Origin of the sequence: Nonomuraea sp. N2-4H (assembly GCF_045291505.1) — a bacterium.
Classification (GTDB): domain Bacteria; phylum Actinomycetota; class Actinomycetes; order Streptosporangiales; family Streptosporangiaceae; genus Nonomuraea; species Nonomuraea fastidiosa.
The window spans coordinates 5,399,237-5,418,236 of record NZ_CP147987.1; the positions used below are offsets into that span (position 1 = coordinate 5,399,237).

General features: G+C 74.0%; 17 protein-coding genes. 7 read left to right on the forward strand and 10 right to left on the reverse strand.

Features of this window, described 5'->3' with window-relative positions; translation table 11 throughout:
• Window positions 1-10 precede the first annotated feature (10 nt).
• The gene (locus tag WBK31_RS24750) at window positions 11-199 is read right to left on the reverse strand and encodes a hypothetical protein (protein ID WP_406673232.1); all 189 of its coding nucleotides are present in this window, start codon (window positions 197-199) and stop codon (window positions 11-13) included.
• Between the two features lie 470 nt (window positions 200-669).
• Between WBK31_RS24750 and WBK31_RS24755 the strand changes: the two genes are divergently transcribed.
• The 3 genes from WBK31_RS24755 to WBK31_RS24765 all read left to right on the forward strand — a co-directional run bounded on the left by WBK31_RS24755 (window position 670) and on the right by WBK31_RS24765 (window position 3,241).
• A complete protein-coding gene (locus tag WBK31_RS24755) occupies window positions 670-1,671 on the forward strand; it encodes an ArsR/SmtB family transcription factor (RefSeq protein ID WP_406673233.1) in 1,002 nt (333 codons plus the stop codon).
• Between the two features lie 60 nt (window positions 1,672-1,731).
• Window positions 1,732-2,013, forward strand: a complete 282-nt coding sequence (locus WBK31_RS24760) for a hypothetical protein (protein ID WP_364056348.1) — start codon at window positions 1,732-1,734, stop codon at window positions 2,011-2,013.
• Between the two features lie 142 nt (window positions 2,014-2,155).
• On the forward strand, window positions 2,156-3,241 hold the full coding sequence (locus WBK31_RS24765) for a transglycosylase SLT domain-containing protein (RefSeq protein ID WP_406673234.1): 1,086 nt from the start codon (window positions 2,156-2,158) through the stop codon (window positions 3,239-3,241).
• Window positions 3,242-3,245: 4 nt separating this feature from the next.
• On the opposite strand, the gene eccB is transcribed toward WBK31_RS24765, so the two are convergent.
• Together eccB and eccD are read right to left on the reverse strand one after the other, a co-directional pair.
• Window positions 3,246-4,655 carry a type VII secretion protein EccB gene (eccB, locus tag WBK31_RS24770; RefSeq protein ID WP_364056354.1) on the reverse strand — a complete coding sequence of 470 codons (1,410 nt, stop codon included), beginning with the start codon at window positions 4,653-4,655 and terminating at the stop codon, window positions 3,246-3,248.
• A gap of 27 nt (window positions 4,656-4,682) precedes the next feature.
• A complete protein-coding gene (eccD, locus tag WBK31_RS24775; protein WP_364056357.1) occupies window positions 4,683-6,068 on the reverse strand; it encodes a type VII secretion integral membrane protein EccD in 1,386 nt (461 codons plus the stop codon).
• A 103-nt stretch (window positions 6,069-6,171) separates the two neighbouring features.
• Here eccD and eccCa point away from each other — a divergent pair, with 103 nt between their 5' ends.
• The gene (gene eccCa, locus WBK31_RS24780; protein WP_378787305.1) at window positions 6,172-10,149 is read left to right on the forward strand and encodes a type VII secretion protein EccCa; all 3,978 of its coding nucleotides are present in this window, start codon (window positions 6,172-6,174) and stop codon (window positions 10,147-10,149) included.
• A 102-nt stretch (window positions 10,150-10,251) separates the two neighbouring features.
• On the opposite strand, the gene WBK31_RS24785 is transcribed toward eccCa, so the two are convergent.
• The 7 genes from WBK31_RS24785 to WBK31_RS24815 all read right to left on the reverse strand — a co-directional run bounded on the left by WBK31_RS24785 (window position 10,252) and on the right by WBK31_RS24815 (window position 14,748).
• On the reverse strand, window positions 10,252-10,677 hold the full coding sequence (locus WBK31_RS24785) for a YbaB/EbfC family nucleoid-associated protein (RefSeq protein ID WP_378787303.1): 426 nt from the start codon (window positions 10,675-10,677) through the stop codon (window positions 10,252-10,254).
• On the reverse strand, window positions 10,674-11,183 hold the full coding sequence (locus WBK31_RS24790) for a hypothetical protein (protein ID WP_406673235.1): 510 nt from the start codon (window positions 11,181-11,183) through the stop codon (window positions 10,674-10,676). Before WBK31_RS24790 ends, WBK31_RS24785 begins: the two co-directional genes overlap by 4 nt.
• A 5-nt stretch (window positions 11,184-11,188) precedes the next feature.
• The gene (locus tag WBK31_RS24795; RefSeq protein WP_406673236.1) at window positions 11,189-12,460 is read right to left on the reverse strand and encodes a hypothetical protein; all 1,272 of its coding nucleotides are present in this window, start codon (window positions 12,458-12,460) and stop codon (window positions 11,189-11,191) included.
• 21 nt (window positions 12,461-12,481) lie between these two features.
• Entirely contained in the window at window positions 12,482-12,829 is a 348-nt protein-coding gene (locus WBK31_RS24800; RefSeq protein WP_364056372.1) for a hypothetical protein, read from the reverse strand.
• Window positions 12,830-12,833: 4 nt separating this feature from the next.
• The gene (locus tag WBK31_RS24805; RefSeq protein ID WP_364056375.1) at window positions 12,834-13,124 is read right to left on the reverse strand and encodes a WXG100 family type VII secretion target; all 291 of its coding nucleotides are present in this window, start codon (window positions 13,122-13,124) and stop codon (window positions 12,834-12,836) included.
• Between the two features lie 21 nt (window positions 13,125-13,145).
• Window positions 13,146-13,487, reverse strand: coding sequence for a WXG100 family type VII secretion target (locus WBK31_RS24810; protein ID WP_364056378.1), 342 nt, complete (start codon window positions 13,485-13,487; stop codon window positions 13,146-13,148).
• 79 nt (window positions 13,488-13,566) lie between these two features.
• Window positions 13,567-14,748 carry a S8 family serine peptidase gene (locus WBK31_RS24815; protein ID WP_406673237.1) on the reverse strand — a complete coding sequence of 394 codons (1,182 nt, stop codon included), beginning with the start codon at window positions 14,746-14,748 and terminating at the stop codon, window positions 13,567-13,569.
• 162 nt (window positions 14,749-14,910) lie between these two features.
• Between WBK31_RS24815 and WBK31_RS24820 the strand changes: the two genes are divergently transcribed.
• Genes WBK31_RS24820 through WBK31_RS24830 form a run of 3 tightly spaced genes read left to right on the forward strand, consistent with a single transcriptional unit; the run spans window position 14,911 to window position 18,897 of the window.
• On the forward strand, window positions 14,911-15,534 hold the full coding sequence (locus WBK31_RS24820) for a hypothetical protein (protein WP_378787297.1): 624 nt from the start codon (window positions 14,911-14,913) through the stop codon (window positions 15,532-15,534).
• Between the two features lie 10 nt (window positions 15,535-15,544).
• A complete protein-coding gene (locus WBK31_RS24825) occupies window positions 15,545-16,792 on the forward strand; it encodes a hypothetical protein (RefSeq protein WP_406673238.1) in 1,248 nt (415 codons plus the stop codon).
• Window positions 16,789-18,897, forward strand: coding sequence for a protein kinase domain-containing protein (locus WBK31_RS24830; RefSeq protein WP_406673239.1), 2,109 nt, complete (start codon window positions 16,789-16,791; stop codon window positions 18,895-18,897). Before WBK31_RS24825 ends, WBK31_RS24830 begins: the two co-directional genes overlap by 4 nt.
• The last annotated feature ends 103 nt before the right edge of the window (window positions 18,898-19,000 follow it).

The following is a 19,000-nucleotide window of genomic DNA, read 5'->3' on the forward strand; positions in this document are numbered from 1 at the left end:
CTGCGGAATGTCAGGCCGCGCTCTCCTCGGCCACTCGGGAGAGCACGTCGAGATCGTACGCTCCCGACTTGACGGCCGCGGTGAACGCCTCCCAGTCGCGGCGAGGAACCTCCAGGACCACATCCGGGTGATCCACGTGGACGACCTCCACGTGGTCGTTGATCCGCTTCGCCGCGACGCGGCTGGCGTCAGGTGTCATCTGCAGCACTCCTCTCGGTGCGTTGCGGGCTCGCCCCGGCCGCCCGTTCGCAGGGCGGCCGGGGCGGTTGCCGGAAGGCTTTCATCCCGGCGCGCCGTACGCCACCCGTCGGCCCGGCATTCGGTGGAAAAAGCCATCACGCGGTGGTCCGTCTTTTGACCTCGGTACAACAAACGGTTTCCGCGGTGCGGCGGTGGCCCGGAGAGGCGGCCGCGCCCCACGAGGACGTATGACCCAGCAGGGGTTGTAAGCCGCTTTTAAGGCAAAAGTTAGCGGCGTGGCGTAACTTCCCGCACCGACAAATCCGCCCGCCCCTTTGCAGGAGGCGCGGGCGATGAACGCCGCCTCTCCGCCGAAGGGATGCCACGAAAGGTGCGGCACTTAGCCCCGTGATTCGCCCGCTTTATTGATGTTTCGAGCTTCGTTGAAGCATTCCTCCGCCGATGTCTTCTCTGTCTACAGTCCTACCCGTGGGGGCCGAAGTAACAAGGACCAATGCGTGGAGCGAACTGATCATCGGCTCCACACCGCAGCTCTCCATCTCGATCTCGCCCAACCTGACGGCGCTCGCCATGCTCGCCGACGCCCTCGCCGGCCGCCGCCGCGGCCTGCCCGAGCTCTGGCGGCGGGCGGTCGGCGCGCGGGTCGGCCCGCTCGGTCATGAGGCCGTGCGTCCCCTGTCGGCCCCCGGATCCGCGCTCGCGCCCGACTTCCTGGTGCCGCGCTCCCCCTCAGGCGGCGACTTCACGGTCGCGGCCCAGATCGCCGCACTTCAGGAGCTCGAGCCCGACGCGTTGATCAAGGATCTCGAGCGTACGTACGGGCCTGGCACGCCGCCCCCGCAGTGGCGCCCGGTCGTCGAGCGGCCAGACCTCTGGCTGCACGGCTACGCCACCGCGCTCGCCGACGTCTGGAGAACCACCGAACCGCTGTGGAAGCGGGCCCGCCTGCTGCTGGACAGGGAGGTCGAGCGGGTCGGCGTGACCACCGTGCGCGGCGGGCCCGAGCTGCTGCTCGGCGCGATCAGCGACCGCATGTCCTACGGCGAGCGCGGGCTGGTCTTCTCGGGTGTCGCGGCCGGCACGTACGAGCTGGGCGACCGGCGGATCGTGCTGGTGCCGATGCTGGCCGGGCGCGACGCGCTCATCCTCGGCCTTGACGACCCCGACGCCGTCTGGATCGCCTACCCGGTGCCGGGGGCGGACTCCCTGTGGCGGCGGCCCGTCGCACCGGCGGTGGACGAGTTGTCCGCGCTGGTCGGGCCGGTCCGCGCCGATCTGCTCTGCGCGCTGGAACAGCCGATGACGATGTCCATGCTGGCGACCGACATGAAGATCGCGCCCAGCGGGCTGACGTACCACTGCGACCGGCTGCGCGCCGGGCGGCTGATCACGAGGGAGCGCCGGGGGCGCGAGGTGTGGATCGCCCGCACCCACCGGGCCGAGGAGCTGCTGGAGCTCTTCCGGCGCTGAGCCCCGGCGCCGGGAGTGTGAGGCTGTGTGTAAGGGCTGAGGGAAGGAGAGTGCCTGGGGATGGCGCTCACGTTCCACCGCGACGCGCTGGACGACTGCGGCGCGGCGGCGAAGTCGGCCTCCGGGGTCTTCGCCGGGCTGATCGGTACGGACGCCCCGGAAGCGGCGGCCTTCGGGACGGTCTCGGGATCGCAGGCGCTGGCGTCGGCGGTCTCCGCGCTGCGCGGCGCCGCCGAGCAGGCGGCCAAGACGCTCGGCCGCAGGCTGGAGGCGGTGGACCGCACGCTCGACGCCGTCGATCGCACGTTCACCTCCGCCGACGGCCAGGCGGTCAGGCGATGACCCCGGCGCGGCCCCGTACGGGCAGGGCCAGGACAGGCCGCGCAGGCGGTCAGGCGATGACCCCGGGGCGGCCCCGTACGGGCAGGACCGGGGCAGGCCGCCAGGGCGGCGAGGCGATCACGTCACCGGAGGTGGCGCCGGCATGAGCGCGATCGACGACGTCGGCGGCATGCCCGGCGGGGCGGAGCTGGCCGGGCTCGCGCAGCGGCTGGTCGGCGACCCGGGCGCGATCTCCGCGCAGGCGGGCGCCTTGCGCACCGCGGCGAGCACGGCCCGGCGGCACACCGGCGCGCTGACCTCCGCGACCGGTAACGTGAGCGAGGCCTGGCAGGGCGGCAGCGCCGAGGCGTTCGCAGGCTACATGGGCAGGCTGACAGGTGCGGGCGACCGGCTGGCGCAGGCGCTGGAGACGGCGGCGGGCCACCTGGAGACCGCCGCCGAGACGCTGCGCGCCGCCGAGTCGCAGGCGCAGGAGGTGTGCCAGGCGTACGCCGCCGCCGTACGCGAGGCGCGCGCGGCCACCCCGCCGCCCACCGAGGAGCAGGTGGCGCGGAGCGTCGCCCCCGCGCTGAACGAGGCGCGCGGCATCCTGCAGCGGCTGGTCACCGAGACCGGCGGCACGCTGGCGAGCCTGGCGAGCAAGATCACCGAGGCCATGGAGGGCATCCCCGACGTGGGCGCGACCGTGCCGGAGCCGGACGCGCAGCCGTTCGCGCCCCGCGCCGGGCAGGCGCTCGGCTGGTCGCCGGCGTCACGCGGCGACGACCGGGGCACCTCGCTGGCCGGGTACGGCGGTGGCGGCACGACGGGCGGCTTCGGCGGCTACGGCCCGAGCGGTCCTCCCCCGCCCGGCGGCGGCCCCGCGCCCCAGGGCCAGGTGGCCGTCTGGATCGACCAGGCCATCGAGATCCTCAAGGCTCACGGGTACCCGGCCGACAAGATGCACCCGAACGACATCTACCTGATCATCAAGCACGAGTCGGGCGGCAACCCGCACGCCATCAACAACTGGGACTCGAACGCGGCCAGGGGCACCCCGTCGAAGGGCCTCATGCAGACGATCGACCCGACGTTCCAGCGTTACAAGCTGCCCGGACACGACGACATCTACAACCCGGTGGACAACATCATCGCGGGCGTCCGCTACGCGATCGCCCGCTACGGCTCGGTGTCGAACGTGCCGGGCGTCGTCGGCATGAAGACCGGCACGGGCTACCGGGGCTACTGACGGGCTACTGATCGGCCCGGTCGCCGTCGAGCACCGGCTTGGCGGCCCGCGCCGGGTCGAGCACCGGCCCTTCGGGGATGAGCTGGAGCAGGTTCAGCGGCACCGGCGCTGCCTGCGAGGGCGCGTAGCCGAGCTTGCCGAGGGCCTGCGCGCTGGGCACGGCGTGGCGGCGGCCCTCCTGGGTGATGAGGTAGTAGGAGCGCACGGCCTTGAGCTGGCCGTCGCCGGGCAGCACGCCGGCCAGGACGGCGCGGCCCGGCGGGAGGCGTACCAGGTCGGTGGCGTCGCCGCGCGGTGCGGGCAGCGCGGCGCCGGTGGTGAGGCGGACGCGGGTGGAGCCGGTGTCCGTCTCGGCGTACACCACGCAGAGCGGCCTGGCCGGGCTGTAGGCGATCATCTCCGGCATCGTGGCGGGCAGGCCGTCGGCGGGCACGGTGGTGCGCGAGCGCGGCGCGGCGTTGGCGGTGGCGGCGTCCACGGGGATCTCCCTGACCGCGCCGCCGCCGTACGCGGCCCTGCTGGCCGGGTCGCTGAGCAGCAGCGCGGCCTGCGCCTGCGTGACGGGGGCGAGGCCGTCGGCGAGCAGCACGTACCAGCGGTCCTCGCCGCCCGCGACCGCTCCTGCGCGGAACACCTGACCGACGGCCGCCGCCCTGCCGCCCGGCCCGGTGACGGGGCGGCCGCGTCCGCTGATCGCCGGGGCGGCCAGATCGGGGCCTTCCGGCAGCGCGTTGAGCCAGGCCACCGGTACGGACGCGGGGTCGGTGGCGGTGAGCCCGCGGGCGATGCCGGCGGGCACGCGCATGCGGGTGCCGCGCCAGATGGCCCACCGCTGCCCGCCGACGTCCACCAGCAGCGCCTGTCCCTCGGCGACGGGCGTGCCGCCGACCTCGCGTCCGGCGATCAGCGTCACGTACGGCTTGCGCCCGGTCGGCTCGGCCCGCTCCTGCACGCAGGCCGACCAGGGGCCGCGGGCCAGGTGCTCCGGGCCGGGCAGCGAGTCGGGCGCGCCGGGGATGCCGATGGGCACGCCCCGCTCGTACGAGGCCAGCGCTTCCCGAGCCACGACCCGCTCCTTGATCTGGCCGGACGGCAGCACGAGCCGGGCGGATGCGTAGTTGGCGACGGGGACGAGGCGGCGCTGGTCGGGGCTGTAGACGTAGCGGGCGCCGGTCTCGCGTTCGATGATCAGCGTGCCGGGCTCTTCCAGGGACGCGGTGCCACCGGGCCGCAGCAGCCCGTAGACGGCGAAGCCGACGCAGAGCAGCACCGCCACCATGATCCCGGCGAGGAACCCGATGGTCTGGCGGCGCAGCGGCCACTCCGGCTGGTTGGGCCGGCCGTGCAGCAGCGCCAGGCCGATCCGCTGGATGGTGAGGCGGTAGGCCTGGTAAAGGTCACGCCGGCTGTGCAACTGCGCCCTCGCTCCCGTTCACGGCCGCTAGCTGACCAGGCCGCGGATGGTCTCGTACAGGTTCATGACGGCGAGCGCGAGCGGGATGAGGGCGATCATCAGCAGGATGTCGAAGATGTCGCCCACCCGGCCCCAGAACGGCGACGGCCGCGAGGCGGCCAGCCAGAGCGCCGTGCCGGTCACGCCGAGCGCGAGGACCACCACGCCGGGCACGATCGCGTACAGCAGCAGCGCGTCGGCCGCGGTCAGCGCGGCTCCGGCGAGCGGCAGCGCCACGCCGGCCAGGGTCGCGGACAGCAGCCAGGCCCGCTGGCCGCGTCCTTCGAAGACGCGGGCCCGCATGAGCAGCGAGAGCGACAGCGCGGCGCTCATCACCAGCGCCGCCCAGGTGCCCTCCAGCGTCAGCAGCGCCTGCGCGCCGAGCACGACCAGCGACACCGTGCCGAGCAGCCCGGCACAGAAGCGGTCGGCGACCACGGTCTTGTCGATGACCAGCTCGCCGTCGAGGTCGCCGGTCTCGCGCCGCAGCTCCTCGGCCGTGGTGGGCAGCGCGGGCAGCGGCATGCCGGCCAGCCGGAACGACAGCGACGGGACGACCGTGGTGAGCCCCACCGCGAGCGCGGCGAGCACCGCCGCCACACCCGCCGCGGGCAGGCCGAACGCCATGACCACGCCGGCGCCGAGCAGCCCGCAGAACGCCGCGGCGGCGATGCCGAGGAAGGCGGGCAGCCCCTGCGCGACCGCGAACCCGGTGGCGGTGGCGAGCATGAGGGTCACGCCGCAGGCGGACAGCAGGTTGTCCGGCTGGAGCACCGACGGGCCTGAGGCGGGGGCGACCAGGCCGGCGACGAAGCCGTACGGCAGGGCGGCGTAGCCGAGCACCGCGCCGGATCGGGCGTCGCCGAGCGCGCGGGAGAGCGCCACGGCGACCACCAGCAGCAGCACCGCCACGATGCCCGCGACCAGGGCGGCGGGCGTCCACGGCGGCCCGGCGAGCGGCAGCGCGGCGGCGCCGGGCGCGAGCAGGCAGGCGGCGGCGCGCAGGCCGTACGTCCTCGTCAGATCGGGCTGCCAGCGGCCGGTGCGCTCGGCCACGCCGGTCGCCACGGCGTCGGCCACGTCGTCGAAGACGGGCTCGGGCAGCTCGTGGCCGCGCGGGCGCAGGTGCAGCAGCTCGCCGTCGCGCACCTGCAGCTCGGCGAGGGTGACGCCGGGGTCGAACGGCGGCCCGCCGAGCCGCTGCAGCGCCCAGCCGCCGTGCGCCAGGCCCGCCTCGGCCAGCCCTTCGCCGGCGATGCGCAGCACGGTCGGCAGCAGGTTGCCGAGCGGGATGTCCGGCGGCAGGCCGAGGTCCAGGAAGCCGCGCGGGGTCACGATGGTGACCCGGCACAGGTCGGTTCCGGTGGCGCTCACCCGGACGAGTGTAGGGAGCGCGCTGTCGTGACGGCGGGCGTAACACGTACAGGAATTTTGAAATATCCGGCATATCCCTACGTCAGGGGCTTGTATGGGCCCGGTGAGCGGCAGCCTGATCGTGGTACGCAGGCCCGAGCGGCGCAGGCCGCCGGAGCCTCCGAGCGGCGAGGTGCTTCTGGAGTCGCCGCCGGAGATCCCCGAGACCGTCACGGGCGGCGGGCTGACGCAACTGCTGACGTATCTGCCGATGATCGCCGGGGCGGGCGCGATGGCGCTGATGTTCACCGGCGGGTCGGCGCACAACCCGATCATGCTGGTCTCCAGCGGCCTGTTCGCGGTCTCCATGATCGGCATGAGCGTGGGCCAGCTCATGCGGACGGCGGGCGAGCGCCGCAACCAGCTCAACGGCCTGCGCCGCGACTACTACCGCTACCTGGAGCAGGTCAGGAAGCGGGTGCGTACGGCCGCCGCGCAGCAGCGCCGCGCCATGACCTGGAACCACCCCGACCCGGCCACCCTGTGGTCGCTGGTGATGACCAGCCGTCTGTGGGAGCGGCGGCCCCGCGACGACGACTTCGCCCAGGTGCGGATCGCCACCTCGGCGCAGCGGCTGGCGCTGCCGCTCATCCCGCCGGAGACCCGGCCGATCGAGGACCTGGACCCGCTGACGGCGGGCGCGCTGCGCAGGTTCGTGCGCACGCACGCGACCGTGCCGGGGCTTCCGGTGGCGCTGGCGCTGCACTCGTTCGCCAGGATCACGCTGTCGGGGGATCCGGTGGCGGCGCGCGACCTCGTACGCGCCGCGCTGGCCCAGGCGGCGGCCCTGCACGCGCCCGACGAGATGCGGATCTCGGTGTGCGCGGCGGGCGAGCGGGCCAGGGAGTGGGAGCCGGTCAAGTGGCTGCCGCACGCCCTGCACCCGTCGGAGGAGGACGGCGCCGGTCCCGTGCGGCTGGTCGTGGGCGACCTCGGCGAGCTCGACGGGCTGCTGGGCTTCGAGCTGAAGGACCGGCCGCGCTTCACCAAGGGCCTGTCGGCGGACGCGGTGCCGTACCACGTGATCGTGGTTGACGGCGGGACGGTGCCGCAGGGCAGCCAGCTCGCGCTCGACGTCATCGAGGGCGTCACGGTGATCGACCTGAGCGGCACGGTGCCGCAGGGGCCCGCCCAGCTCACGCTGCGGCTTGAGGTCACCGGGGACGAGCTGGTCAGGATCTCCGAGGACGAGCTGGGCAAGGAGGTCAGGTCACCGCTCGGCCGTCCCGACCGGCTGTCGCAGCCCGCGTTCGCGGCGCTGGCCAGGCAGCTCGCGCCGATGCGCACGGGCACGGGCGGTCAGGAGGAGGCACGCGACGTCTTCGCCGCCAACACCACGCTCACCGACCTGCTGCGCCTCGGCGACGCCCGGCGCCTGTCCACCGCCGTCACCTGGCAGCCGCGCCCGCTGCGCAACCGGCTGCGGGTGCCGATCGGTCTCGGCGCGGACGGGCGGCCCGTGGAGCTGGACATCAAGGAGGCCGCGCAGGGCGGCATGGGCCCGCACGGCCTCGTGGTCGGCGCGACCGGATCCGGCAAGTCGGAGCTGCTGCGCACGCTCGTGCTGGCGCTGGCGATCACCCACTCGTCCGAGACGCTGAACTTCGTGCTCGTGGACTTCAAGGGCGGCGCGACCTTCCTCGGCCTGGAGTCGCTGCCGCACGTCTCGGCCGTCATCACCAACCTGGAGGACGAGCTGCCGCTGGTCGACCGCATGCACGACGCGCTCCACGGCGAGCTGGTACGCCGCCAGGAGCTGCTGCGCGCGGCCGGCAACTTCGCCTCGCTGCGCGACTACGAGCAGGCGCGCGAGCAGGGGGCCGACCTGCGGCCGCTGCCGACGCTCTTCATCGTGCTGGACGAGTTCAGCGAGCTGCTGTCGGCCAAGCCGGAGTTCATCGAGCTGTTCGTGATGATCGGGCGGCTGGGCCGCTCGCTCGGCGTGCATCTGCTGCTGGCCTCGCAGCGGCTGGAGTCCGGGCGGCTGCGCGGGCTCGACACGCATCTGTCGTACCGGATCGGGCTGCGCACCTTCTCCGCCGCCGAGAGCCGGGCCGTGCTCGGGGTGGCGGACGCGTACTCGCTGCCGCCCGAGCCGGGCAACGCGTACCTGATGTTCGAGACGACCGGCATGACGCGGTTCAAGGCCGCGTACGTGTCGGGGCCGTACCAGCCGGCGGCGGCGCAGAGCCCGGCCACGGCGGCGCGCTCCGGCCACCGCGGGAAGATCGTCTGGTACGGCCCGGAACGGGTGCCGCTGCCGCCCGCGCCCGAGACGCCGCCGCCCGCCGAGGAGAAGGGCAAGCAGGAGAGCCTGCTCGACATCGTGGTGTCCCGGCTGGCCGGCAAGGGCCCGGCGGCGCACCGGATCTGGCTGCCGCCGCTGAAGGAGCCCGCCTCGCTGGACCAGCTCCTCCCCCGCATCGTGGCCACGCCCCGTCACGGGCTCACCGCCGCGGGCACCGCGCGGGACCGGCCGGGGCGGCTGCACGCCGTCGCGGGGATCGTGGACAGCCCGTTCGACCAGCGGCGGGATCCGTACTGGCTGGACCTGTCGGGCGCGGCGGGCAACGTCGCGATCGTCGGGGCGCCGCAGACCGGCAAGAGCACGCTGCTGCGCACGCTGATCGCCTCGCTCGCGCTCACCCACACGCCGAAGGAGGTGCAGTTCTACTGCCTGGACTTCGGCGGCGGCACCCTGTCGGCGCTGGCCGGCCTGCCGCACGTCGGCGGCGTGGCCACCCGGCTGGACGCCGACGCGGTGCGCAGGACCGTCGCCGAGGTGCGGGGCGTGCTGGAGCGGCGCGAGCGGCTGTTCGTGGAGCGGGGCATCGACTCCATGGCCACCTACCGGCGGATGGTCGCATCGGGCGAGTACGAGGGCGACGGCTGGGGCGATGTGTTCCTCGTCGTGGACGGCTGGGCGACGCTGCGCCAGGAGTACGAGCAGCTCGAACCCGACCTCGGCGACCTGGTGACGCGCGGGCTCGGCTTCGGCGTGCACGTCGTCGGCACCGCGAACCGCTGGCTGGAGTTCAGGGCCGGCGTGCGCGACCTGCTCGGCACCCGCCTCGAACTGCGGCTCGGCGACGCCTTCGACTCCGAGATCGACCGGCGGGCCGCCGCCAACGTGCCGGAGGGCGCGCCGGGACGCGGCCTGACCCGCGAGGCGCTGCACTTCCTCGCCGCGCTGCCGCGCATCGACGGCCGCAGCACCGTCGACGACCTCGCCGACGGCGTGTCCGCGCTGGTCGAAGCCGCCGCGGCGGCCTGGCACGAGCAGGGCGCGCCGCCCGTACGGCTGCTGCCGTCCCTGCTGCCCGCCCACACGCTGCCGCTGCCGCCCGGCGACGGCGCCCGCGTGCCGATCGGCATCGACGAGGCCGCGCTCGCGCCCGTCCTGCTGGACTTCGACGCCGACCCGCACTTCGTGGTGTTCGGCGACACCGAGACCGGCAAGAGCAACCTGCTGAAGGTGATCGCGCGCGGCATCGCCGCCGCCCGCACGCCCATGCAGGCCCGCTTCGTCGTCATCGACTACCGCCGCTCGCTGCTGGACGCCACCGACACCGAGCACCGCGTCGGCTACGCCGCATCGAGCACCGCCGCCGCGACGCTGCTCAAGGGCGTGCAGGAGGTGCTGCAGGAACGGCTGCCGCCGCCCGACCTCACCGCCGAGCAGCTGCGCACCCGGAGCTGGTGGACCGGGCAGGACCTGTACGTGATCGTGGACGACTACGACCTCGTCGCCACCTCGGCCAACCCGCTCGCGCTCCTCGGCGACCTGCTCCCCCAGGCCCGCGACATCGGCCTGCACCTCGTGCTCGGCCGGGCGATGGGCGGCGCGGGGCGGGCCATGCTGGATCCCGTGGTGCGGCGGCTGAAGGAGATGAACACGCCCGCCGTGCTGCTGTCGGGGCCGCGCGACGAGGGGCAGCTCTTCGGGAACGTGCGGCCGCGTACGCTGCCGGCCGGGCGGGGTGTGTACGTGGATCGGCGTTCCGGAGACAAGCTCATCCAGACCGCGTTCCTGCAGTCCTGAGCCCGGCCGCTCCCCGCGGCCCTCGGCCGGTTCCGGTGTGCGGGCTGCGCAGAGTGCGGCCGCCGTGCCGGGCCGTCGTGGCCGGGTTCTACAGCCGGGGTTCTACAGTTCGCGTTCGATGCGGGCGAGTTCGGCCATGGCCTGGTCGAGCGCGGACTCGTACGCCTCGCGCGCCTCGCGCATGCGCACGTCGGCCGGGTTGTCCTGGGCGGACAGGTCCAGCGGGCCGTCCCCCACCACCTCGCGCAGCAGCTCGGCCGAGCGCGCCTGCAGGTCGGCCAGGGCCTCGGCGATCAGGCGCAGGATCGTCTCCGACAGGCGCTGCGAGCCCCACCGCATGGCCCTCGGGTCGATGTGCAGGCCGGTGACTCCCTCAGCCGAGCACTCGACCCTGACCAGGTCGTCCGGGTCACTGGCGGTGCCTGTGACGGCCAGGACCTGCTGGTAGAGGTCGTCCAGCCCGGTGTCGGGCTGCCGGGCGCGGTCGATCAGCCGGTCCAGGGCTCCTTCGTCGGGGATCGCCGTCACGTCTGTCTCACCTCTCCGTCTCCGGGCTCATCTCCCGGACGGGTCTCCGGACTGCTCCCCTGGCCCGTCTGACCGAACGGCGTCTGACCGAACGGCGTCTGACCGAACGGCGTCTGACCGAACGGCGGCCCGGGCGGCTCCTGCCGCAGCCTCGTCTCGCTGAACCGGGTCGCCACCGCCTGCTGGCCCAGCATGCCGCCGCCGAGCACCACCCCTCCGTAGAGCGCGAGCCTGCCCGGCGAGACCTTGGCCAGGTGGCCCACGACCTTGCCGAGCACGCCCTGCCCGCCCGCCGCGAACTGCCTGACCCGGCTGGCGATCGCGCCCGCCTGCCGGTCGGCCCTGATGCCGAACTGCGTGGCGGCCACCTCGGACACGGCCCTGGCGAACGGGTTGAGCTGGGCGTACCTGTGCATCACGCCGGCGACGTGCCCGCGTACGGAGTCGGCGACGACGGCGACGGTGCCGGCGTCCATGCGCTGCGAACCCACGGAAGCGTGGTCCATGCCGATCACCCCACCACCGGCGGCGGCGTGTCCACGGACGGGCGGAAGAAGTCGTCGTCGGCCCGCTGGGTGCCGGGGCGGCGCGCACTCTGCCGGTCGAGCGGCGCGCCCGCGGCCATCGGCAGGAACGGCACCCCGCCGGCACCTGCCGTTCCGGCCGTGCCCTGCCCGCCGGTCCCGGCCGGTAGGCCCGCCGGAGATGACCCGCCCACCACGGGGACGCTGCCGGGCCGTACGGAGGGGCCCTGGGCGGTGGAGGTGTCCCTGCCTGCGGGAACGTGGCGGTCGGGCCTGGTGATCGGCTGGGCGACCGGGGTGGTGCGGGCCGTCCGCGGAACGGCGGCATGCGGCAGCACGCCGGTGGGGCGGGCGGTCTGCGGCTGCCGGGCGTTCTCCGCCGGGCCCGGCTGCCCGTCGGGGCCGGTCGAGAGAGGGCGCACCAGGTCCGATGTGCCGGTCAGGTGCGTGGTGCCGAGGTAGCCGGATGGGGTGGCGGTCACCGGGGTGCCTGCCGCTCCGGGGCCCGGCACGGCCGCGGGTGGGACGGTGCCCGGTGGGACGGCGGTGCCGGGTGGGACGGCGGCGCCGGGCGTGCCGGGTGGGACGGGCATCGTTGCCGGGGTCGTCTGCGGGGAGCCCGCCGTACCGGCCAGCTCCGTGCCCAGCCGCAGCGGGGTCGTGCTCTCCCCCGTCCCGTCGCCGCCGTCACCGGCGGCGGCAGGCGGCAGGTACGGCGCGGGCGAGGCCAGCTCCGCGTCCCACGGCAGCCGGTCGGGCAGCGCCGTGTGCGCATGATGGAAGGCCGCGTTGAGCCGGGTGATGAACGCCCTGGCCGCCTCGTCGGGGTCGTTGGTGGGATGGCGGGGGTCGGTCGATCCCGCGCCCATCGCGTAGTAGGTCTGCGGCTTGGTGGCCTGGTCGAACTGTTCCTTGGCCGTGGCCAGCTCCTGCCCGACGCTCGTCAGCGAGGGCGGGATCTCCTGCAGCCGGTCGCGCAGCGCCTGGAGGTAGGTCTGCAGCCGGTTCATCCGGGTGAGCATGGCGCGGGCCGACTCCCCGCCCCAGTCACCGTCGGCGACCAGGCGGGCCGCGCCGTCGCCGAGCGTGGTGATCGTGGTGGTGAGCAGCTCGGCGGTCTGCCGGTACGCCGCCGCGACCGGCTCGAACTCCTCCGGCCGCGTACCCATGATCAGCGACCTGATCGCGTCGCGGCCCCCGTACTGGTGGGGGTTGCCGCCCTGGAGGCAGCCGTTCTTGATCGGTTCGGGTTCCGGCACGCGTTCCTCTATCTCGCGCCTCTATCTCGCGCTGTCAGTGCGGCCCGCCACGCCCGCGGCCCGCTGGTCGGCGTCGCGTACGGTGGTCGCGGTGTCGGCCAGGTCGCCGATGACCCGCTGGACCTGCTCCAGCACGAACTGCAGCGAGTCTCCCGTGGCCTCGCGGGCGCGGCGCACGGTGTCGGCGTACCCCTGGGCGATGTCCCACGTCCCCGCGGCTCCCCGGCTCAGGTCCGGCACCTGGAAACGCGCCGCCTCCAGCCGGGGCAGCAGCTCCCGCTGCAGCTTGCCGGCCACGTCGAGGAGCGCGTCGGGCCGGCACACGGTGCGGTCCCCGGCGGCGGCCGGGTCGATGAGCGGCTCGTTCACCTGCTCAGCCGGTCCAGCGGCGCACGTTGACGTGCTCGGCCTCGCGCATGATGCCGGTGGCCTCCTGCAGCGACGGGCCGAAGCGCTGCATGGTGTCGCCCATCTTCACGACGGCGTCGTTCCACTGGCGCTTGGCCTCCATGTAGACCTCCTTGGCCGCGCCCTCCCAGGTCTCCAGCACCTTGAAGTCGGCCTCCAGGTCCGCCAGCTCGCCGACGAGATTGGTGTACGCGCGGCCGAGCTCGTTCGCGATCTCGTCCATCTCGTCGAAATTGGCGAGAATGATGTCGCTCATGTCAGCTCCTCGATCCGTGGTTCAGGAGACGGGCCCGGAGAATTCGCCGCCGGCGAGCGCGGCCCGGAGTTTCGCCGCCACATCGGTCGCCTGGGTGTTCGCCTCGTTGTATTGAATGCCGGTCGCCTTCAGGTTCTCGCCGATCGAGTTGAGCGCGTCGATGACCCTTCTGAACTGCGGCGTCCACTCGGCGAGAACCTGCTGGTAAACGGTGGCCGCCTCGCCCTGCCAGGCGGCGCCGAGCGTCTCGGGGATCTGCGTGAGCCGGTTGTAGATCTGCTCGATGTTGGCGACGGCCTGCTGCGCGCGTTCTGCGGCGCTATGCTGGCTGCCCTCGGTATAAGTGGTCGGTTGATTTACCACGGTGCTCCTTTCGGCGCGGCGCGGGCCGGGATATCTCCCGGATCAACGTAAGCGGGTTCCGGCGGGCCGGGCTGCGATTTCAACTTTCCTGTAAATGTCGCGGGGCCGCCCGCGCGCCAGCCTCTGCGCCTGGCCCTGGGCAGCATGAGCGCCACGAACACCACGATCGCGGTGACGCCCGCCGCGCCGGCGGTGATGCCGACGGCGACCGTACGCGTGCGCGGGTCCGGGACGGGCGCCGCGGGCAGCACGAGCGGCGGCGCGGCGGCGGCACTCGCCGTGGCGGGGCCGTCGGGCGGCGGCAGCACCGAGGTGACCGCCTGCAGCGGGTTGATGAGTCCGGCGCCGGTGCCCGCCGCTCCCCGCCCTCGGCGGTCTGCTCGATGCGGCGCTTGACCTGCCAGTGGTCGAGGTCCGGATATCGGGCTCTGACGAGGGCGGCGACGCCGGAGACGAAGGGGGCGGCGAAGCTGGTGCCGTCGAGCCCCGTACGGTAGCCGCCGCCCGTCCACGCGCTGGTGATCCCCGCGCCGGGCGCGGTGACGGAGACGCGGGTGGCGCCATTGGAGAAGTCCGGTTTGTCGCCGTCGGGCGAGGCCGCGCCGACCGCGATCACGCCGGGGTACTCGGCCGGGTACGCGGGCGTGACCTCGCCGCCGTCCTGCTCGACGTTCCCGGCGGCGGCCACGATGACCGCGTCCTGCTCCTGCGCGTACGCCACCGCCGCCTTCAGCTCGGGCGCGTCGTGGGCCTGCACGGACACGTTGATCACGTCGGCCCCGAGGTCGGCGGCCCGCCGGATGGCGGCGGCCAGCCGCGACACGTCGCCCGACCTGCCCGCGCTCTGCTTGATCGCCAGGATCTTCGCGGCCGGCGCCACGCCCAGCACCGGCACGCCGCGCGAGGTGAGGTCCTGGCCCGCGATGATGCCGGCCACCGCGGTGCCGTGGCCGACGCAGTCGCGCGCGTCCGTCCCCGTGAGGTCCACCTGGTCGGTGACGACACCTCGGAGCTGCGGGTGCGCGGCGTCCACGCCGCTGTCCACGACCGCGACCCGTACGCCTTCGCCCCTGGTGAGCCGCCACACCTGCGAGAACCGCAGCCGTTCCTGCGGCCACGGCGTCCCGGTGACCTCGGCGACGCCGGGCTCGGGGTCGCAGGTGACCGCGCGCGCCGGGGTCGGGGACACCGGACGCGTCGGCGCCGGGGTCGGGGTGAGCGCCAGGAGGAGAGCGGCGGCGCCGTACCAAAGCGAAGGCACGAAACGGAAGTCTGCCCACATATCCGGCTGCTGTGGCTCTCTTAGAAATATCTTGAAATGGCGCTTCACCTGGCGGTGCGGCCGGTAGGCAGATGTCGGCACGTCCGTCGATCGTTGACGTACATGCCGATGCGGACACCGGTGCGGACGCGGGGAGTGAGCATGACGGTACCTGTCGCCGAGGGCGGCGACGGCAACGGCGCCCCCAGGCCGGGCATCGGGCTGTCGCGGCTGCAGCGTCCCACGCGGACCGTCGGCCACGAGGACGCGATCTCCTCGCACGAGGAGCACGTCGGGCCGCGCAGCGTCGAGGACGCCTACGCCGACCACATCCACGACCACCGCAACGGCGACTACCCGCCGGAGCCTCCGCCCGCCCCGGCCCAGGCGCAGCTCGACGAACTGCTCGCGGCCAACCGTGTGGACCCGGGCACGACGAGCAAGACGATGTTCATCAAGATCGGCGAGTACGAGGACCCGCAGTCCGGCAGGCCGCTCCCATCGTCCCCGGTCGAGCGGCTGCGCCAGGACCTGGAGCGGCTGCAGGGCGCGGCGGGCGAGAGCCTGCAGGTCCGGCTCACGCGGGCCCAGCTCACCGAGCGGGAGCTCGGCACGTGGCAGGCCGCCATGGACCTCAAGTTCACCACCGACCAGGCGTACCGGACCATCGACGAGGCGATCGGGCGCATCACCCAGGTGTACGCGGCCGTGGTGCAGGCACTCGACGAGACCGTCAAGACCGCCAAGAGCGCTGACCAGGCCATCGCGGGCGGCGTCAGGAAGTGACGGAGGCCCGATGACCGACTACTGGGTCAGAGCGCTCAAGGACCCGCGGGTGCCGCAGATCGACGGCACCCTGCCGCAGTACGGCGAGGCGGAGAGCAGCGACGACATCTCCAACCTCATCCAGTCCACCAAGCCCGACAAGGTGGCCGAGGCCGGGCGCAGGTACACCGAGATCGCCGAGATGTGCGCCGAGTCGGTGGAGACGCTGCACCGCGAGGCCGCCCGCATCGCCGAGACCCTGGGCGGCGAGTCGCTGGAGGGCATCTTCGAGAAGATCGGCGAGCTCCAGCGCGACCTCGGCCGGCTCAGCTTCGCCGCCCAGTCCGTGGGCCAGCCCCTCATCTGGTACGGCAGGGACGTCCTGCCCTGGTTCCACAACAACGTGCCCAGGACCGGCAGCGTGGACCTGGACGACTGGATGGGCGACGTCGTCGGCACCGACACCAACGCCCACGCGCTCGCCCGCCACCACCTGCAGCAGCTCAACCGCTTCATCCAGGACGTCTACCACTCCATCGGCGACCACGTGGAGCAGCGGGCCACGGCTCCGGCGACCGGGATGCCGGACTTCGGGGCCGGTCCTGGGCTGGGCCTGGGCGGCGGGCTGACCGAGAACCCGTACAAGGGGTTCGGCTCGACGCCGGACCTCGGCGACGGCCTCCCCGGTTCGGGCGTTCCCGACATGCCGGACTACGAAGACCCGTCGCTGCGCGACCCGTCGATTCCGGACCCCTCGCTGCAGGACCCGTCGTCGCAGGATCCGTCGTCGCAGAACCCGGGGCTGGAGAACCCCGCGCAGCCGGACCCGTCCCAGCAGAACCCGGACATGCGGACTCCGTCTTCGGACGACCCGGCACTGCGGAACCCCGGCCTCCCGAACCCCGGCCTGCAGCGTCCCGAGCCGCAGAACCCGGCGCTGCACCAGGCCGAGCTGAGCAACCCGGCCACGAACCTGTCCAGCCTGCCCAACGCGAACGTGCCCGCGCCGCAGGCGTTCGTGCCCGGCACGCCCACCGGCTCAGGCCCCACGGTCGTGCCCGGCAGCGTCGCCGCCACCGGCCTCGGCAGCAGCGGCCTCGGCGGTTCGGCCACGCCCGGCGCGGCCGGCCTCACCGGCGGGCCGATGGGCATGATCCCGCCGCTCGGCGGCGCGGCCGGTGCCGGGCAGGAGCGCGAGCGGGAGCGCATGAAGATGCCGCTCACCGAGTACGACCCGTTCGACAGCGATGACCTGGGCGGCCCGCCCCTGATCACATGACCGCGCTCGCCGACCGGGTACGCGGTCATCACCTGCTCGGACCGGCCGGCCACGACGGCCCCTGGACCGTGCACCGGGCGCGCTCGGCGACGACCGGGGCGGACGTACTGGTCAAGACGCTGGCCTGCCACCGTGTGGACAAGCGGGCGCTGAAGCGGATCATCCGCGGGTTCGGCTTCCCCGCCGAGCTGTCCGCCCACGGCGGCGTGATCCCCGTCCTGGAGGTGGGCGCGACCGGCGACGGGCGACCGTACCTGGTGACGCCCCCGCACGACGGCCCCACCCTCGCCGAACGCCCGGGCCGCGACCGCCCGATGCCACTTGACCAGGCCGCCGCACTCGTGGCGGCCGTGGCCCGCGCCGTCGCGGCCACGCACGCGGCGGGCGGCGTCCATGGCCGCGTCATCCCCGAGAACATCGTGCCGGCCGGGAACGGCGTGAAGCTGACCGGATTCGCCATGTCGGCGCTGATGTCGATAGTGGAGCTGCCGGACGGAACGCCGCCCTCGGTACACGCCTCCCCGGAGGAGCTTGAGGGCCGCCCGCCCGTGCCCGCTTCGGATGTGTACGCGCTGGCTTCGACGGCGTACGAGCTGCTGACGGGCCGTCCCCCGTTCGCGCTGGACGGAAACGTGGCAAAGTTCGCCCTCGCCGTCCTGACCGAGGCCCCGCCGCCACTGCCCGCGTCGGTCCCCGAGGACCTGGCCGCCACCCTGATTCAGGCCCTCTCCAAGGATCCGGCCGCGCGCCCCGCCGCCACCGACCTGGCCACCACCGCCGACAAGCACGCCGCTCCCGCACACAACGCCCTGCCCCAGGCGACCGGCACCCCGACCAGGCAGCATCCGCCCGCAGGCGTTCCCACCGACCAGCGTGGCCCCGCCAACGGCCCGCACGTCATCGGCGGCGAGCCGGGGGGTGCGGCGGGGTCGCGGCCGCCGTTCGGCGAGGCCGGCGGGCCCCTGCCGGCCGGGCATCCGTCCGGATCCTCGGCCGCGCCCTCAGCTCAGTCGGCCGCGGAGCTGCCGCGCACCGCGCTGTTGCCGGAGCCCGGTCCTCAGTTGCCGCGGACGGCGCGGCTGCCCGTGCCGGGCGCGCCCGGTTACGGGGAGCCGTCGTCGTCGGCCGAGCAGTCGGAGGCTAAGGTCCTTTCACCGGCCGGGCCGCCTGGGCGCGGAGAGGCGTCTGGAACCGGGCAGGGCGAGGTTTCCGGTGCCGAGCGGTCGGGGCCCCGGGAGCTGGTGTGGACCGTGGACTCGGAGCGCTCCCGGGTCAGGCCCCCGGCGGGGCCGCAGCCGTTCCTCCCGCCGCCGCCCGAGGCGAGTGCGCCCGCGCAGGCCCAGGAGGCCGCGCAGGAGCGGCGGCGCGGGCGGATGCCGTTGATCGTGGCGGGCGTTTCCGCGCTTGCCGTACTGGCCGGTGCGGGCAGTGTGGCGCTGGCGATGAGCGGCGACCGGGGCGTCACCTTGACGGCCGACAGCGGGGCCGGCGCCACGCCGCCCGGTGACCCGGCCGTACAGGACGACCAGTCGAGCGACGACCGGTCCGGCGATGGCCGGCCTCAGGACGGTGTGGTCCACGACGGCCGGCCGCAGAGCGAGCAGCCTCAGGACACGCGAAACCGAGACGGGCGGCAGCAGCCCGACGCGCGGGCCACCGGCGGTCAGCCGCAGGCCGTGCCGTCGCCGGCTCCCGAGCAGGGCACGGCCGACCCGGCCACCTCCCCGCCGGCCACGCTCAGGACCCCCGACCCGGCCACGCTCACCGCCTACCGCCCCAAGAACCTCAAGCTGGTCGCCGACAACGGCACCACGGTGACGCTGTCGTGGAAGTCGGCACGCAAGACCCAGTACCCGGTGATCGTCCAGCAGGCCCCCGATGACCGGCTGATGTCGGCGCCGAGCGGCAGCACCACGTACACGGTCGGCAAGCTCGACCCCGGCACCGGCTACTGCTTCAAGGTGGGCGCGGTGGTCGCGCTCGGGCAGCCGTCCTCGGTGGCCTGGTCGTCGTCGCTGTGCATCAGGGGCGCGGCGGAGACCGGCACGGAGGACGACGTCCAGCCCCCGATCGTGCTCCCCCTGGTCACGCCACCCTCCAGCTGACCTTCGCCGAGCCACGCCCCGTCCGGGCAGACCTCCAGCCGAGCCACGCGCCGTCCCGCTCACCTGGACCGAGTCCCACGAGGGCCCGTCCAGCCGACCTCAG

Coding starts and splice junctions, on each gene's coding strand:
- WBK31_RS24765 (WP_406673234.1), top strand. CDS start 2,156: ATGAGCGCGATCGACGACGTCGGCGGCATGCCCGGCGGGGCGGAGCTG.
- WBK31_RS24825 (WP_406673238.1), top strand. CDS start 15,545: ATGACCGACTACTGGGTCAGAGCGCTCAAGGACCCGCGGGTGCCGCAG.
- WBK31_RS24760 (WP_364056348.1), top strand. CDS start 1,732: ATGGCGCTCACGTTCCACCGCGACGCGCTGGACGACTGCGGCGCGGCG.
- WBK31_RS24805 (WP_364056375.1), bottom strand. CDS start 13,124: ATGAGCGACATCATTCTCGCCAATTTCGACGAGATGGACGAGATCGCG.
- WBK31_RS24750 (WP_406673232.1), bottom strand. CDS start 199: ATGACACCTGACGCCAGCCGCGTCGCGGCGAAGCGGATCAACGACCAC.
- WBK31_RS24830 (WP_406673239.1), top strand. CDS start 16,789: ATGACCGCGCTCGCCGACCGGGTACGCGGTCATCACCTGCTCGGACCG.
- WBK31_RS24820 (WP_378787297.1), top strand. CDS start 14,911: ATGACGGTACCTGTCGCCGAGGGCGGCGACGGCAACGGCGCCCCCAGG.
- WBK31_RS24790 (WP_406673235.1), bottom strand. CDS start 11,183: ATGGACCACGCTTCCGTGGGTTCGCAGCGCATGGACGCCGGCACCGTC.